We start from the raw sequence: 16,154 nt of genomic DNA on the forward strand, positions 1-16,154 counted from the left end.
GGGGCGCGGGGGCGGCGGCGCGACCAACTCTCCGTTCACCGGCGAACCGGTGGGCGGAGGAACCGCCCGCCCGGCGGGCGCTAGCTCGTCAGTACGCCTTCCAGGAACGGTTCGATGGCGGCACGCCAGGCGTCCGGCTGGTCGTAGTGCACGAGATGGCCGGCGTCGGCCACCTCCGCGTACTCGCCCCTCGGCAGGACACGGACCATCTCCTGCGCCTCCGCCCGGCCCAGTTCACCGTCCAGGCCGCGCACGACCAGGGTGGGGCACTGGACCTGCGTCAGCTCCTCCCAGTGCGCGTCGAACACCCAGGTCTCGCGGGACTTCAGCATCTGCTCGGGCTCGAAGACGGGGCGCCAGCCGTCGGATGCCTCCTGCATCACCTCGGCGTAGAACTCACCGCGCGAGGGGCTGGGCCGCTCCACCCAGGGATCGTCCTCACCGAACCACTTGCGTACGTCGGCGAGGGTGGCGAAGGGGACCGGCCAGGCCTTGAACCAGTCCTCCCACTCGCGCTGGGAGGCGGCGCCCAGCGCCGACGCCCGCATGTCGCAGATGATCAGACCGTGCACCAGGTCGGGGCGTTTCGCGGCGAGCTGCCAGGCGGTCAGGGCACCCATGGCGTGGCCGATGAGGACGACCGGGCCGAGGCCGAGCTGTTCGATCGCCGCCTCGGCGTCCTCGACGTACGCCTCACGGGTGTAGATGTCGCCGGGCGGACGGTCGCTCTGGCCGTGGCCCCGCTGGTCGAGTGCGACGGCCCGGTGCCGCTCGCCCAGCCAGCGGGCGGCTGACGCCCAGTGCGAGGCACGGCCCATGAGCCCGTGCAGTAACAGCACGCCGGGTGCCTGCTCGGGTGTTCCGACCCGGGCCTGTTCCTCGCCGGTCTTGGGAGGGTCGGCGAACTCCCAGGCAGCGAGGCGCACGCCGCCCGCGCCGGTCACGTCGATACGCCGCGCCATGGGTCCTGGCACCCCCCTAGCTATCGAAGTTTCCTCTGCCGATTGCTGGATCACCGGATCAGATCACCGGATCAGATCAAGGGATCGGATCGCTGGATCACTGCGCTGCATCAGATCGGTGCGTCAGATCTCGGTGCGTCAGATCTCGGTGCGTCGCTGGATCACAGGTTATCGAATGGTTATTCGAAAATGCGGTCTCCGGCCGTAACACCCCTCGTTCGAGTGACACCGCTCAGGGAATGATCCGTGCGGCCGAGGGGAGATCTTCTGCGGGAGGCGGACCGCTCGGGGAAAACGGTCCGTAGGGGATGACCCTGGGAGCTCGGGGCTCCGGGTCAGCACAGGGGAGGACAGGCCCCGGCGCCACTTGGCGCCGGGGCCCTCTTCACGTCCGTGGCACATCCTCACGCTCCCCCTCCCCCGCCGGGCGACACCGCTGCCGCACCCGGCCAAGAGCCCTCAAGTCATATGCCTATCGCGACAGCGTGGCACGCGAAACGGCCGAGCGCTGCGATTCCGCACACTGAATCTTGGATTGCCGCCCCCGAACTGCGCGAATCCCAGGACACGGCAAGTTCCTCGTAGGCCACAGGAGTTGACGGTGCGGCAACCGGCGTCACGGCGGGCGCCGGGTCAGCGCTTCGCCACGAACACGTGCGAGGCCACCTCCGACTCCAGCTCGGCCGCCTCGCCACCGCTGCCGACCAGCACCCCGCCGGCCGCCTCGGTCACGCTCACCACCGAACCGGGCTGCACACCCGCGCGGCGCAGCGTGTACATCAGCTGCGCGTCCGTCTGGATGGGCTCGCCGATCCGCCGTACGACGACCGTCTTGCCGTCCACGCCCGGGTCGAGGTCGGCCAGCGAGACCATGCCCTCGTCGAGGAAGGGGTCCGCGCCGTCCTTCTCGCCCAGCTCCTCCAGGCCCGGGATCGGGTTGCCGTACGGCGACTCGGTGGGGTGGCGCAGCAGTTCGAGAACGCGGCGCTCCACGGCCTCGCTCATCACGTGCTCCCAGCGACACGCCTCCGCGTGGACCTGCTCCCACTCCAGGCCGATCACGTCGACGAGCAGACACTCGGCGAGCCGGTGCTTGCGCATGACGCGGGTGGCGAGGCGGCGGCCCTCGTCCGTGAGTTCCAGGTGCCGGTCGCTGGCGACCGCCACCAGACCGTCGCGCTCCATCCGGGCCACGGTCTGGCTGACCGTCGGGCCGCTCTGGTCCAGCCGCTCGGCGATCCGGGCGCGCATGGGGACCACACCTTCCTCCTCCAGCTCGAGGATGGTGCGGAGATACATCTCCGTCGTATCGATCAGTCCGGACATTCGTGCCCCTTGATGAGATGTGCCGGAGGCTCGACGGCTCCGGCGCGTGCGCTGGCCCTGGCTTCAATTCTGACGCATACCACTGACAACCGTGCCGCCGCGGGGGAACCACGCGGTTACAGATCCTCGCGGCCGGGTAGACAGCACGTTTCACCGAGGGTACGGCGGCGGACGCGGGAACGACCGGTCTCGCTGTTGACAGGGCAGTGGTCCAGACCTCACCGTGATCGGCGACGCAGACGCTTCGAAGACTCTTCGAAGACGCTTCGAACCTCCGAGGGGCCCCGGACATGCCGGAAATGAGCGACAGCAAGCCGACCGGACAACTGGCCGGGCGGTTCCTCGACGCCGCGATCGGGCTGCTGGAGCGGGTCCGCGACGAGGAGGCGGACGCCGTGACGGCCGCCGGCACGCTCATCGCCGACACCGTGGCCGCCGAGGGGCGCCTGTTCGCCTTCGGCGCCGGGCACTCCTCCCTCGCCGCGCAGGACCTCGTCTACCGCGCGGGCGGCCTCGCCCTGATGAACCTGCTGGCCGTGCCCGGCGTCGTCGGCGTCGACGTCATGCCGGCCACACTGGGCTCCGCCCTGGAGCGCGTCGACGGTCTGGCCACCGCCGTCCTGGACACGTCACCGCTGCGGGCCGGGGACGTGCTCGTGATCATCTCCCTCTCCGGCCGCAACGCCCTCCCGGTGGAGATGGCGCTGCACGCGCGTGCCCTGGGTGCGCGGGTCATCGGCGTGACCTCGGTGGCGTACGCGACGGAGACGACGCCCCGGAACGCCTCGGGCACGTTCCTCAAGGACCACTGTGACGTCGTCCTCGACTCGAAGATCGCCCCCGGCGACGCCGTACTCACCCTCGACACCGTCCCGGCGCCCTTCGCTCCCGCCTCCACGGTCGTCACGTCGGCCCTGCTCCAGTCGGTCATGGCGACGGCGGCGGGCATCCTGGCGGAACGGGGCATCGAGCCCCCGCTGCTGCGCTCCGGCAACGTGGACGGCGGCCACGACTGGAACGCCCGCATCCTGAAGCAGTACGGGGACCGGATCTTCTACGAACGGTGAGCGGCACCCGCGACGACTTCGTACACGAACCTCGCGCCCGAACCCCGCGCACGAAAATCGCGTACGAACCTCGCGTACGTACCTCGTTCGCGAGGTTCGTGCCCGAACCGGCTTGCCTGGGGCCCTACTTGCCGAGTGCGGCCAGGTCCAGGGCTGTCGCGATCCGGGCGGCCACGTCCTCCGCGTACATCGCGTCCGTGCGCTCGAACTGGCTCCGCCCGGCGCCCCGCAGAAACGTCACGACGCCCAGGGTGCGCCCGCGGCTGCGCAGCACCGCGCACAGCGCGTGGACCGAGTCGGGCGGCCACCGGCGCTGGACGGCCCACTCCTGGGCCTGCTCCGCGGCGTACGACCCGGCGCTCGCCCGCACGGACCCGGCCCGCTCGACGCACTGCACGGCCGGGTGCCCGTCGCCGTAGCGCACCGGGAGTCCGGCCTGACCGGCGAGGACGCTGGGCCCCGGCGCCCCGGAGGGCGTGGCGGCGGCGCGGACCAGCCGTATCGGCCCGTCACCGTCGTCCGCCGTACCGTCGGCCGCCTCGCCGCCGATGAGGGCGATCCGGTCGATGAGCGCGTGGTCGGCGAAGCCGGCCAGGGCGAAGTCCAGGTGCACGGTGGCGGCCTCGGCGGGGTCCTCGCACTCGGCGGCGGCCCGTGCGGCACGGTGCAGCTGGTGGGTGCGGAACCGCAGCTGGGCCGCTTCCTGCTCGACCTGCTTGCTTTCGGTGATGTCCTGGAACAGCCACCCCACCCCGAGCGGAACCGGCTCCTCGGTGAGCGGCGAGGCAAGTCTCAGGAACCCGCTCCGCCAGCAGCGCCGCTTCTCGCCCTCGGGCGTCCGCACGCTCACCCACATCTCGGCGGGCGCGGGCGGCGCGCCCTCGGCGAGCACGTGCGCCAGCGCGCCCTCCAACTCCTCGACACCCTGCGCGAGCAGTTCCCCGAGGGGCCGCCCGAGCACGGCGGTACGGCCGGTGCCGAGCGAGCGGGCGGCGTGCGCGTTGACGACGGCGGGCCGCAGATCGACGTCGACGAGCACGACACCCCAGCTGGCGTCCTCGAACAACGCCTCGCTCAGCGCGATCGACCGCTCCAGGTCTATCTGGGCGTGCACTTCGCTGAAGGCGCAGTACAGCCCGGCGGGCTTGCCGTCGGGACCGCGCACGGCGGCGGACTGGGTCCGGACGAGCACCCGCCCGCCGTCCTTGGTCAGCAGCGCGAACTCGTGCACCTGACGCCCCGGGGCGTGCATCGCCGACAGCAGCCGCCCCTCGATCTCCTCGGCGTCGGCCTTGCGCACGGCCCATCCGGCGAATCCGTGCCGCCCGACGGCCTCGGCGGCGGTCCACCCGAGAATCCGCTCTGCCTCCCGGTTCCAGTGGGTGACCACCCCGTCCACGTCGAAGGCGCACAGGGCGGCGTCCATGCCGTCGAGAAGGGCGGCGAGCAGATCGAACCCACCGCCGTCCGAGCCTTCCGGGCCGCCCCTCTCGGGTTCGTCCGGCCCCAGCTCGTCGGTGGTCCCACTACGCCGGGAAGCACTCACCTGGACCCCCTGCAGGCCGCGTCCGCACGTACTGCGCGACGGTTCGCTCACTCACCATCATTCAACTCGAACGTGACGCAGCGCACATCGGGTTCCCCCAAGTTCGAAGGAAATCGTTGTACGGCGGAAATTCGCCGTAGTCCGGGAACAAGCCCCTCCTGCCCCACACCCGCCGGACCAAACCGACCATCCGGAATGTCCGGGCCCCTCATGATCCCGCGCCCGCCAGCCGCAGATCGACCCAGAGGTCGCTCCCGCCGTCCAGCACATACCGCTCGACCTCCACGAACCCGTGCCCGCGCGCGAAGGACAGCCCCTCCCGATTGGCGGCCAGTACGACGGTCTCGATCCGGCCCGCCCCCAGCTCCCGGGCGAGCGCGAGCCCCCGGTCGTACATCTCGGCCCCGAACCCACGACGCCGGAAACCGGGCAGCACGCGCGCGATGACGGTCGCCACGGCCTCGCCACCCTCACCTTCCGGTGGCCGAACGGTGGAACATCCCACGAGGGTGTCACCGAGATACGCGACTTCGAGCCGGTAGCGCGCACTGCGCTCGCGTACGTCGTCCAGGGCCATGGCGGCGGGCGGGACGATCAGGTTGTGGACGTGCCGCCAGTCCCGAAGCGCGACCTCGGCGACATCACTCACGGGGACGATACGAAGATCAGACACGGCGCCAGGAAATCGCACGCTCCCGGAGGCCGTCAACGGAGTAGTAGCGTGCCGATCATGGCGGACTGGGACATACGACCGGCGTCGGCGTCGGACGTCGAAGCGGTGGCGGAACTGCGGGCCGTGGTGATGCGGGCGGATCTGGAGCGGCTCGGGCGGTACGACGAGCACCGCGTCCGGCAGCGGTTCCGGGACGGGTTCGGGGCGGCGCACACCTGGGTGATCGAGGTCGGCGGCGAGTTCGCGGGCTGCGTGGCCCTGCGCCCGGCCGAGGACGCCCACTGGCTGGAGCACTTCTACCTCGACCCGGCCCTCCAGGGCACCGGCATCGGATCGGGCGTCCTGCGCGAACTGCTGGGGCGGTGCGACAGCGAGGGCATCCTCGTCCGGCTGGACGTACTCCAGGGCAGCCCGGCCCGACGGCTGTACGAGCGGCACGGGTTCACGGTGGAGAGCGAGGACCCGGTGGACGTGTTCATGGTGCGCACACCGGCCGGATGAGCGCCGACGGGAACCGGTTCGGGGCACGGCCGCGGAATCGTTCCTTCCCGTGCAGAAGGCGCCACGGATACCGCCGCGAGGCCCACGGTGCGGCCCGCGATACAGCCCGCCGTACAACCCGCGGTGAACCCTTCCCGGAGCCCCGCCAACACGCACCGTCCCTCGGCGCACCCGAGCGGCCGACTACACAAAGCGCATGCACAATGACCCGGAGTGATCATCGTTCGAGTCGGTCACTGTGACTGCCACTGTCCCCGTGACTGTCACCGACCCGCACCGTGGCCCGATCTCCCCCCTCAGCTCCACGGATTGAGGTACGTCATGCATGCGTCCGATCTGAGCCGGCGTTCCGTTCTCGCCGGGACCGCCGCCGGCGCCGCGACCGCCGCGATCGTCGGCCTCCCGTCCCTCCAGGGCCGTTCCCAGGCCATGGAGTCCATGGTCGGGACCGCGACCGCCGCGTCCCCCTACGACTGGCGCAACGTGGTCGTCGGCGGCACCGGGTTCGTCACCGGAGTGGTGTTCCACCCCGCCGTGAAGGGTCTCGCCTACGCCCGTACCGACATGGGCGGCGCCTACCGCTGGGACGACGGCGCGGCCCGCTGGATCCCGCTGCTGGACTGGCTCAGCCAGGACGACGCGAACCTCCTCGGCGTCGAGTCCCTGGCCATCGACCCCGCCCGGCCGGACCGCCTCTACCTCGCCCTCGGCAGCTACACCCAGTCGTGGGCCGGCAACGGCGCGTTCCTGCGCTCCGACGACCGCGGGGCCACCTGGACCCGTACCGACCTCAAGGTGAAGCTCGGCTCCAACGAGGACGGCCGGGGCACGGGCGAGCGTCTCCTCCTGGACCCGCGCAACAGTGACACCCTGTGGCTCGGCACCCGGCACGACGGCCTCCTCAAGTCGACGGACCGGGGCGCCACCTGGACCGCCGCGCCGGGCTTCCCGCCCGGTCCCAGCGCCTCCGGCCAGGGCGTCACGCTCCTCGTCGCCGCCGGGCGCACCCTGTACGCCGGCTGGGGCGACGGCGACGGCACCTCGGCCGCGGTCACCCTGTACAGCACCACCGACGGCACCAAGTGGGTGCCCGTCCCGGGGCAGCCGGCCGGGCCCGCGGCCAGGATGCCGATGCGGGCCGCGTACGACAGCCGCGCCAAGGAGCTGTACGTGACGTACGCCAACGCCCCCGGCCCCAACGGCCAGTCCGACGGCAGCGTGCGCAAACTGGCCACCACCACCGGCACGTGGACCGACGTCACCCCGGTGAAGCCCGGCGGCTCCGACGGCTTCGGGTACGGCGGGGCCGCCGTCGACCCCCAGCGCACCGGCACCGTCGTCGTCACCACCAACAACCGCTGGTCGGCGGGCGACACCCTGTTCCGCACCACCGACGGGGGCCGGACCTGGACCTCCCTCAAGGACACGGCGACCATCGACGTGTCGGAGACGCCCTTCCTCAAGTGGGGCAAGGACGCGCCGACGTTCGGCTGGTGGATCCAGATGGTCGCCGTCGACCCGTTCGACTCCCAGCACATCGTCTACGGCACCGGCGCCACCCTCTACGGCACCCGCGACCTGAAGAAGTGGGCCCCGCAGATCCGTGGCCTGGAGGAGACCTCGGTGCTCTTCCTGGTCTCGCCCCCGACCGGCCAGGCACACCTGCTCAGCGGCTCACGGGACATCGGCACGCTCTACCACGACCGGCTCACGGCGTCGCCGGCCGGCGGTCTGGCGACCAACCCCCTCTTCACCACGGCGACGGGCCTCGCGCAGGCCGCGAAGAAGCCGTCCTACGTGGTCCGCGCGGGCACGGGTGACAACGGCAACGGCGCCTTCTCGAACGACGGCGGGCAGACCTGGACGCCCTTCGGGTCCCAGCCCGCCATCGCCGAGGAGGCACCGGGGCCGATCGCCACCACCGCCGACGGCGATGTGCTGGTGTGGTCCTTCGTGCACTGGGACGGCTCGAAGCACCCGGCCCAGCGCTCCGCGGACAACGGCGCCACCTGGTCCGAGGTCCCCTCCTTCCCCGTCGGCGCCACTCCGGTGGCGGACCCGGCCGACCCCGCGGTCCTGTACGCGTACGACACGGGCACGGGAAAGCTGTTCGCCAGCACCGACAAGGGTCTGACGTTCACGGCCCGGGCCACCGGGCTCCCCTCCGGCGACGCCGGGTTCCAGTTGGCGGCGGCACCGGGACGCTCCGGGGACCTGTGGCTCAGTACCAAGGGCAGCGGGCTGTTCCGGTCCACCGACGGCGGCAGGTCCTTCGCGAAGGTCGCGAGCTGCGAGGCCTCGTACACGCTCGGCTTCGGCGCGGCGGCCGAGGGCGCCTCCTACCTCTCGGTCTACCAGGTCGCCACCGTGAAGGGCGTCACCGGCGTCCACCGCTCCGACGACGCCGGGAAGACCTGGCGGCGCATCAACGACGACCAGCACCAGTGGGGCTGGATCGGCCAGGCCATCACCGGGGACCCCCGCATTCCCGGCATGGTGTACCTGGCCACCAACGGCCGGGGCATCCAGTTCGGGCAGTCCGCCTGACAGCCGTCCCAGCCGCCACCGCCCTCACCAGCGTCACCGCCGTCTCCGTCCGGACCTCTCCGAATAATCGGTTGATGCGCGGTCGATCGCTTCCTAGGGTGTGGCTTACACATGATGGGAGGTGATCGGGTAAATGAGTGAAACCCGGACGCGTGAGGTGGCTGCGGGCTAGCGGCTCGCCACCACGTTCAATGCGGTGCCGGACCAGCGTGGGCCACTGACACGCAGCCGGCCGAATCCAACGCAGTCACCCGACCCGCGAGCTCGCCGGTGCGTCCGGCCGGCCCCTCGTCCAGAGGGACCGAGCTCGCGGGTCGTCTGCGTTCAGTGCCTGAGGACCGTCATGCCTTCAGGGTGCGCTTGGCGAGTTCGTACGCCGGGAGCATCGCCTCGTGTTCCTCGGTGTCCAGCCCTCCGAGGTGTACGACGACCGGACCCCGCGGGGTCGTGACCGCGAGGGCGCGCTCCGTCTTCGGGGCGTCGTCGAACTCGCTCTGGTACGCGTACTCCACCTCGGCGCCCGTGAGGGTGCCCACCTCGAACGTGCTGTACCGCGCCTTGCTCACGCCCTCTTCGGCGGCCAGGAAGGCCTCCAGGACGGTGCGTGCGTCGGCGCCGGCGCCCGGGGCGGCTGTCCAGGCGCGCAGGTAGCCGATGTGGCCGGCGGGCTTGGCGTCCACCTCGCACGCGAGGGTGACGGGGCCCTGGCGCAGCGGTGTGCGCACCGCTTCCGCCGTCCAGTCCTCGGCCGTGTCGAAGGTGACGGGGAGTTCGCAGGCCGAGCCGGCGGCTCCGATACTGCCGCCGCTCCTGGCGGTGGTCCCGTCCGCCGTGGCCGGGGCACTCGCGCTCGCGGGCCCGTTCGCCTTCGCGGCGTCGCCCGGCGCCTCCGCACAGCCCGCCAGTGTCGTCATGGCCGTCATCGCCGCCACCAGCAGCGTCACGTGGACCAGCCCGTGCCGTCTGTTTCCCGCCCCGACCAGCATGTGCCGTGTCTCCCCTCGTTCGAGCGGGACACATTATCGGAGCGGGCCACAGACCGTCGTCACCCGGCCGGGGCGGCCTGAGGGCCGTCGGCCCGACCGGGTGACGGCCTCAGTGGGCGATGCCCTCGTACCCCTCGATCTCCCGCGGGTCCCGGGTACCGGGGCCGATGTAGCGGGCCGACGGGCGTACGAGCCTGCCGGTGCGCTTCTGTTCCAGGATGTGGGCGGACCAGCCGGCCGTGCGGGCGCACGTGAACATGGACGTGAACATGTGGGCCGGGACCTCGGCGAAGTCCAGGACGATCGCCGCCCAGAACTCGACGTTCGTCGCCAGGACCCGGTCCGGGCGGCGGGCGTGCAGCTCCGCCAGCGCGGCCTTCTCCAGGGCCTCGGCGATCTCGAAGCGCGGGGCGCCCAGGTCTCGGGCCGTGCGGCGCAGCACGCGCGCGCGTGGGTCCTCGGCCCGGTAGACGCGGTGGCCGAAGCCCATCAGGCGCTCGCCCTTGTCCAGGGCCTGTTTCACGTACGCTTCCGCGTCGCCCGTGCGTTCGATCTCCTCGATCATGCCGAGGACGCGGGAGGGGGCGCCTCCGTGCAGGGGGCCGCTCATCGCTCCCACGGCGCCGGAGAGGGCCGCCGCCACGTCCGCGCCCGTGGACGCGATCACGCGCGCCGTGAAGGTGGACGCGTTCATGCCGTGCTCGGCCGCGCTCGTCCAGTAGGCGTCCACCGCGGCCACGTGCTTCGGGTCCGGTTCGCCGCGCCAGCGGATCATGAACCGTTCGACGACGGACTGCGCCTTGTCGATCTCGCGCTGCGGGACCATGGCGTTGCCCTGGCCGCGCGCCGACTGGGCGACGTACGACAGGGCCATGACGGCGGCGCGGGCCAGGTCGTCGCGGGCCGTCTGCTCGTCGATGTCGAGGAGCGGGCGCAGGCCCCAGACGGGGGCGAGCATCGCCAGCGCCGACTGGACGTCCACCCGGATGTCGCCGGAGTGGACCGGGATCGGGAACGGCTCGGCGGGCGGCAGGCCGGGGTTGAAGGCGCCGTCGACGAGCAGGCCCCAGACGTTGCCGAAGGAGACGTGGCCGACCAGGTCCTCGATGTCGACGCCCCGGTACCGGAGTGCGCCGCCCTCCTTGTCCGGTTCGGCGATCTCCGTCTCGAAAGCGACTACTCCCTCAAGTCCGGGTACGAAGTCGGACATCAGGCGGCTCCTCTTGATGTGTGCGACAGATGCTGGGGGCGGGCGTTGGCCATGGGCGGTGGATACGGGTTGTGGCTACAGGCGGTGGGTACGGGCGGTGATACGGAATTGCGGCTGAACGGCTGAACGGATGTACGACTGTGCGGCTGTGCGGCCCGGATGCGCGAGATTCTGTGTGTCCGGTTCGGTTCCACGGCCATTTCCACACTGCTCGCGGTCCGAAACGGTCACCCTGGTGATGCCCCGTTCGATCGGTCGTTCAACCGGACGGCAACAGCACGATATCCCCGAGTGCCACCTTTGGGGAGCCCTTGCGGCACTCAGTGCCACTCAGTGACGTCGCAGATACGGCAAGATGACTGTGTGACCGACCGCCATCACGCCGTTCCCATCGACCCCGCCACGATGCGCAAGCAGTACCGCGCCGACGGCCTCGCCGAGGGGGAGCTGGCCGACGGTCCCATGGAACAGTTCGCGCGCTGGTTCCGGCAGGCCGCCGAGGACGCCGGGCTCGTCGAACCCAACGCCATGGTCGTCTCCACGGCCGACGCCGGCGGGCGGCCCTCCTCCCGCACCGTGCTGCTGAAGCAGTACGACGAGCAGGGCTTCGTCTTCTTCACCAACTACGGCTCCCGCAAGGGGAGCGACCTGGCCGCCAATCCGTACGTCTCGCTGCTGTTCCCCTGGCTGCCGCTGGCCCGCCAGGTCGTCGTCACGGGTGTCGCCCGCCGTACGGGGCGCGACGAGACGGCCGCCTACTTCCGCACCCGGCCGCACGGCTCCCAGCTCGGCGCCTGGGCCAGCGCACAGTCCTCGGTGATCCGCTCCCGGGACGAACTCGAAGCCTCGTACGCCGAGTTGGCCGCCCGCTATCCGGAGGGCGAACAGGTGCCGGTGCCGCCGAACTGGGGCGGGTACCGGGTGGCGCCGGAGACGGTGGAGTTCTGGCAGGGGCGCGAGAACCGGCTGCACGACCGGCTGCGGTACGTGGCGGAGGCGGACGGGACCTGGCGCGTGGAGCGACTCAGTCCTTGACGGCCGGACAGCCGGTACGGGGTCACGGTGCCGGTGGGCGGTCCAGGGACTCGTCCAGCAGGGTCGCCCACTGGGCCACCACCCGGTCCCGGCGTCCGCCGTCGTCCGTGAGCAGGTTCGCCAGACCCAGGCCCCGGGACATGTCCAGCAGGCCCTGGACGGTCTCCCGTACGCCTGGGCGGGACTCGTCGGCGCCCAGCAGGTCCACCGCGATGCGGTGCGCCTCGCGGCCCACACGGGCCTCCAGTTCGGTGACGCGCGGGCGCAGTTGCTCCTCGTTCGAGGCGGCCACCCAGAGGTGGAGGGCGGCCCGGAAGAGGGGGCCGGTGTAGAGGTCGACCAGGGCCGCGATCACCACACGGCGGTCGGCGGCGCCCTCGGGGAAGAGGGCGCGCAGGGCGGTCGAGCGTTCCTCGGCGACGTACTCGACGGCGGCCGTGAACAGGTCCTCGCGGGTCGGGAAGTGGTGCTGGGCGGCGCCCCGGGAGACGCCGGCGCGTTCCGCGACGACGGAGACCGTGGAACCGGCCCAGCCGTGTTCGGCGAGGCAGGACACGGCGGCCTCCAGGAGGCGCCGGCGGGTGGCACGGCTGCGGTCCTGTTTGGGTTCCCGCCTGGGTTCCCGTTCCGGTTCGTTTCTCGCTCCGCGTGTCACAACTTCCATGCCGGGTCCCGTCGTTCGAGGAAGGCTGTCATCCCCTCGCGGGCCTCGGCGGAGGCGAACAGCCGTGCCGACAGGGCGGTGAGCTCGGCGGTGTCCCGGTCGAAGATCTCCAGCACCTTAGCCGTGAGCAGCCGCTTCGTCTCCGCCAGGGCGCCCGGCGCCGCCCTGCGCAGCCCGTCGAGGACCGGCTCCAGGGCGGCGTCGACGTCGTCGGCCGCCTCCGTGAGCAGGCCGGTACGGGCCGCCTCCACGGCGTCGAAGCGGGCGCCGGTGAGGTAGTGGCGGGCGGCGGCGCGCGGGTCGAGGCGGGGCAGCAGCGGCATCGAGATGACGGCGGGCGCCACGCCGATCCGTACCTCCGTGAACGCGAACGACGTCTCCGGTCCGCCGATCGCGAGGTCGCACGCGCCCAGCAGACCGAGGCCGCCCGCCCGTACGTGGCCGGTCACCCTCGCGACCACCGGTTTCGGCAGCTCCAGCAGTTGCCGGAGCAGACCGACGAAGGCCGCCGGATCGGGCGGCTGCTTCAGGTCGGCGCCCGCGCAGAACGTGTTCCCGGTGTGCGTGAGGACGACCGCGCGTACGGCCGGGTCCTTGCCGCAGTCCGTGAGCGCGTCCGCCAGGTCCCGTACGAGGTGCGCGGACAGGGCGTTGCGGGTCGCGGGCGCGTCCAGGGTGAGCGTGACGATGCCACGCGCGCGCGTGACGGTCACCGCCGGTCCCGGCTCCGGTTCCGCCGGCGGTGTCGGTGTCGGTGTCGGTGTCGGTGTCAAGACTTCTCCCTCAGTCGGCGGCGCAGGATCTTGCCCGAGGCCGCCCTCGGTACGCCGTCGATGAAGGTGACGTGCCGGACACGCTTGTACGGGGCGACGCGCTCGGCGACGTGCATCATGACCTCTCCTTCGGAGAGGCCGGTGGCGGACGGCTGGCGGACCACGTAGGCGTGCGGGACCTCGTTGTGGTCCTCGTTGTAGACGCCGATGACCGCCGCGTCGGCGATCCCGGGGTGCGTGAGGAGCAGGGCTTCGAGTTCGGCGGGGGCCACCTGGAAGCCCTTGTACTTGATGAGTTCCTTCACGCGGTCCACGACGAACAGCCATCCGTCGGCGTCGACACGGCCCACGTCCCCGGTGTGCAGCCAGCCGTCGGCGTCGATCATCGCTGCCGTGGCCTCGGGGTTCTCCAGGTAGCCCTTCATCACCTGGGGGCCGCGGATGGCGATCTCACCGGCCGCGCCGTCGTCGGCGTCCTGGTCGGGGTCGTCGAGGGAGAGGATCCGCATCTCGGTGTTCGGGAGGAGCCTGCCGACCGTCCCGGGAGGGGCGGCGCGCATGTCGTCCAGGGGGACGATGTGGGTGCCCGGGGACAGTTCCGTCATGCCGTACGCCTGGCCGACCGGCGGCAGGCCGAGCCGCTCCGAGCAGGCGGCGGCGAGCGCCGCGTCCAGGGGAGCGGCGGAGCTGATGATGTATTCCAGGGACGACAGGTCGTGGTTCGCGACCGCCGGGTGCTTGGCGAGGGCGAGGACGATCGGCGGGGCCACGAACAGGCCGGTGATGCGGTACTTCTCGATGGCGGCGAGGAACGTGTCGAGGTCGAAGCGCGGCAGGACGACGACGGCGGCGCCCTGCTTGAGGGGCATGTTCATGAGGGCGGTCAGCCCGTAGATGTGAAAGAACGGCAGTACGGCCAGAATGCGGTCGCCGGGGGCCACGGACACGCACTGCGCGAGCTGTTCGAGGTTCGTGGCGATGGACCGGTGCGTGAGCATGACGCCCTTGGGGATGCCGGTCGTCCCGGAGGAGTACGGCAGGGCCGCCACGTCCTCTCCCGGGTCGATGTCGATCTCCGGTTCGGGCGCTGTCGAGGCGAGCATGTCGATGAGCGAGCGGTGCCCGGGCGCGCTGTCGCAGACGAAGATCTCCCGTACGCCGCCCGCCCGTTCGGCCGCCTCGCGGGCCGCCTCCAGAAGCGGGGAGACGGTGACGATCCAGTCGGCGCCCGAGTCGCGCAGCTGCTTGGCGAACTCCTCGGCGGTGGCCAGCGGATGCACGGTCGTGACGGTGGCACCCGCGCGCGTGGCGGCGTAGAAGGCGGTCGGGAAGGCGATCGTGTTCGGGCTGTGCAGGGCGAGGACGTCACCCTTGCGGACGCCCGCCTCGGCGAGTCCGGCGGCTATCCGCCGGTGGAAACGGTCCAGTTGGTCGTACGTGAGGGTGGTGCCGTCGACGCCGTCGACGAGGGCGGGCGCGTCGCCGAACTCGGCGGCCCGGCCCAGCACCGCCTCGTGGATGGGGAGTTCGACGGGTTCGACGTCTGCGTACTCGCTGCGGAACATGGTTCCTCCTCGCGCGATACCGTGCCGGGTCGGGCCGCGTGCGGTCGGGCTGTACCGGGTCCGGCTGTACCGGGTCAGTACGACTTGGGCAGGCCCAGGGTCTGGTGGGAGACGTAGTTGAGAATCATCTCGCGGCTCACCGGGGCAATACGAGCCACCCTGGCGACCGTTATCAGCGAGGCGAGCCCGAACTCCCGTGTGAGGCCGTTGCCGCCGAGGGTGTGCACGGCCTGGTCGACGGCCTTCACACAGGCCTCCCCGGCCGCGTACTTGGCCATGTTGGCCGCCTCGCCCGCGCCGACGTCGTCACCGGCGTCGTACAGCGCGGCGGCCCGCTGCATCATCAGGCGGGCGAGTTCGAGCTCGATGTGCGCCTGGGCGAGCGGGTGCGCGACGGCCTGGTGGGTGCCGATGGGCTCCCTCCAGACGGTGCGCTCCTTGGCGTACCGGACGGCGACGTCGAGCGCGTACCGCCCGATGCCGATGGCGAACGCGGCCGTCATGATGCGTTCCGGGTTGAGCCCGGCGAAGAGCTGGAGCAGTCCGGCGTCCTCGTCGCCGACGAGCGCGCCGGCGGGCAGCCGTACGTCGTCGAGGGTCAGCTCGAACTGCTTCTCCGGGGACTCGATGTCCATGTCGATCCGGCGCCGCGAGAAGCCTTCGGCGTCGCGCGGGACGATGAACAGGCAGGGCTTCAGCCGTCCCGTACGGGAGTCCTCCGTACGGCCGACGATGAGGACCGCGTCCGCGATGTCGACGCCCGAGATGAAGACCTTGCGGCCGGTCAGGAGCCAGTCGCCGGTGTCCGGGTCGCGGCGGGCGGTGGTGGTGATGCGGTGGCTGTTGGAGCCGGCGTCGGGTTCGGTGATGCCGAAGGCCATGGTGCGGGTGCCGTCGGCGATTCCGGGGAGCCAGTCCTGTTTCTGGGTGTCCGTGCCGAAGCGGGCGATGACGGTGCCGCAGATCGCCGGGGAGACGATCAGCATGAGGAGGGGGCAGCCTGCGGCACCCAACTCTTCGAGGACGATGGAGAGTTCGGCTATGCCGCCGCCTCCGCCGCCGTATGCCTCGGGGAGGTTGGCGCCGAGGTAGCCGAGTTTGGCGGCGTCCGCCCAGAGTTCGGTGGTGTGGCGGTTTTCCCGGGTGACTGTGGCCAGGTATTCGCGGCCGTAGCGCATGCCCAGGGCGGAGACTGCGGTGCGGAGTGCTTTGTGCTCTTCGGATTCGATCGCGGAGGACATTCGGGGCTCCTAAGGGGGAGGGGCTTCGGGCTGTGTGGTGGGTGCGGGCCCGTTGGGG

General features: G+C 71.5%; 14 protein-coding genes. 4 read left to right on the forward strand and 10 right to left on the reverse strand.

Annotation, left to right across the window (positions count from 1 at the left end):
* Window positions 1–80: 80 nt before the first annotated feature.
* Both OG595_RS18010 and OG595_RS18015 read right to left on the reverse strand, forming a co-directional pair.
* Entirely contained in the window at window positions 81–962 is an 882-nt protein-coding gene (locus OG595_RS18010; RefSeq protein WP_329273365.1) for an alpha/beta fold hydrolase, read from the reverse strand.
* A gap of 633 nt (window positions 963–1,595) precedes the next feature.
* Window positions 1,596–2,288, reverse strand: coding sequence for a metal-dependent transcriptional regulator (locus OG595_RS18015; RefSeq protein ID WP_329273367.1), 693 nt, complete (start codon window positions 2,286–2,288; stop codon window positions 1,596–1,598).
* Window positions 2,289–2,587: 299 nt separating this feature from the next.
* Between OG595_RS18015 and OG595_RS18020 the strand changes: the two genes are divergently transcribed.
* On the forward strand, window positions 2,588–3,355 hold the full coding sequence (locus tag OG595_RS18020; RefSeq protein WP_329282979.1) for an SIS domain-containing protein: 768 nt from the start codon (window positions 2,588–2,590) through the stop codon (window positions 3,353–3,355).
* A gap of 124 nt (window positions 3,356–3,479) precedes the next feature.
* Here OG595_RS18020 and OG595_RS18025 read toward each other — a convergent pair whose 3' ends face one another.
* Window positions 3,480–4,901: a PAS domain-containing protein gene (locus OG595_RS18025; RefSeq protein WP_329273369.1), complete on the reverse strand. Its 1,422-nt coding sequence runs from the start codon at window positions 4,899–4,901 to the stop codon at window positions 3,480–3,482.
* A 208-nt stretch (window positions 4,902–5,109) separates the two neighbouring features.
* On the reverse strand, window positions 5,110–5,574 hold the full coding sequence (locus OG595_RS18030; RefSeq protein WP_329273370.1) for a GNAT family N-acetyltransferase: 465 nt from the start codon (window positions 5,572–5,574) through the stop codon (window positions 5,110–5,112).
* A 57-nt stretch (window positions 5,575–5,631) separates the two neighbouring features.
* On the opposite strand from OG595_RS18030, the gene OG595_RS18035 reads away from it, so the two are divergent.
* Both OG595_RS18035 and OG595_RS18040 read left to right on the forward strand, forming a co-directional pair.
* Window positions 5,632–6,075: a GNAT family N-acetyltransferase gene (locus tag OG595_RS18035; RefSeq protein WP_329273371.1), complete on the forward strand. Its 444-nt coding sequence runs from the start codon at window positions 5,632–5,634 to the stop codon at window positions 6,073–6,075.
* 321 nt (window positions 6,076–6,396) lie between these two features.
* A complete protein-coding gene (locus tag OG595_RS18040) occupies window positions 6,397–8,622 on the forward strand; it encodes a 1,4-beta-glucanase (RefSeq protein WP_329273373.1) in 2,226 nt (741 codons plus the stop codon).
* A 341-nt stretch (window positions 8,623–8,963) separates the two neighbouring features.
* On the opposite strand, the gene OG595_RS18045 is transcribed toward OG595_RS18040, so the two are convergent.
* Window positions 8,964–9,608 (reverse strand): lipoprotein, encoded by a 645-nt coding sequence (locus OG595_RS18045; RefSeq protein WP_329273375.1) that lies wholly within the window; start codon window positions 9,606–9,608, stop codon window positions 8,964–8,966.
* 109 nt (window positions 9,609–9,717) lie between these two features.
* Window positions 9,718–10,818 carry a citrate synthase 2 gene (locus OG595_RS18050; protein WP_329273376.1) on the reverse strand — a complete coding sequence of 367 codons (1,101 nt, stop codon included), beginning with the start codon at window positions 10,816–10,818 and terminating at the stop codon, window positions 9,718–9,720.
* Between the two features lie 363 nt (window positions 10,819–11,181).
* On the opposite strand from OG595_RS18050, the gene pdxH reads away from it, so the two are divergent.
* Window positions 11,182–11,853, forward strand: coding sequence for a pyridoxamine 5'-phosphate oxidase (pdxH, locus tag OG595_RS18055; protein ID WP_329273377.1), 672 nt, complete (start codon window positions 11,182–11,184; stop codon window positions 11,851–11,853).
* Window positions 11,854–11,875: 22 nt separating this feature from the next.
* Here the strand turns inward: pdxH and OG595_RS18060 are convergent, their stop codons facing one another.
* The 4 genes from OG595_RS18060 to OG595_RS18075 all read right to left on the reverse strand — a co-directional run bounded on the left by OG595_RS18060 (window position 11,876) and on the right by OG595_RS18075 (window position 16,096).
* Window positions 11,876–12,517, reverse strand: coding sequence for a TetR/AcrR family transcriptional regulator (locus OG595_RS18060; protein ID WP_329273378.1), 642 nt, complete (start codon window positions 12,515–12,517; stop codon window positions 11,876–11,878).
* Window positions 12,505–13,230 carry an enoyl-CoA hydratase family protein gene (locus OG595_RS18065; RefSeq protein WP_329273379.1) on the reverse strand — a complete coding sequence of 242 codons (726 nt, stop codon included), beginning with the start codon at window positions 13,228–13,230 and terminating at the stop codon, window positions 12,505–12,507. The genes OG595_RS18060 and OG595_RS18065 overlap by 13 nt, the downstream gene beginning before the upstream one ends.
* Before the next feature lie 56 nt (window positions 13,231–13,286).
* Entirely contained in the window at window positions 13,287–14,855 is a 1,569-nt protein-coding gene (locus OG595_RS18070; protein ID WP_329273380.1) for a 4-coumarate--CoA ligase family protein, read from the reverse strand.
* A 74-nt stretch (window positions 14,856–14,929) separates the two neighbouring features.
* The gene (locus tag OG595_RS18075) at window positions 14,930–16,096 is read right to left on the reverse strand and encodes an acyl-CoA dehydrogenase family protein (protein WP_329273382.1); all 1,167 of its coding nucleotides are present in this window, start codon (window positions 16,094–16,096) and stop codon (window positions 14,930–14,932) included.
* Between the last annotated feature and the right edge of the window lie 58 nt (window positions 16,097–16,154).

Source organism: Streptomyces sp. NBC_01451 (genome assembly GCF_036227485.1).
GTDB lineage: Bacteria > Actinomycetota > Actinomycetes > Streptomycetales > Streptomycetaceae > Streptomyces.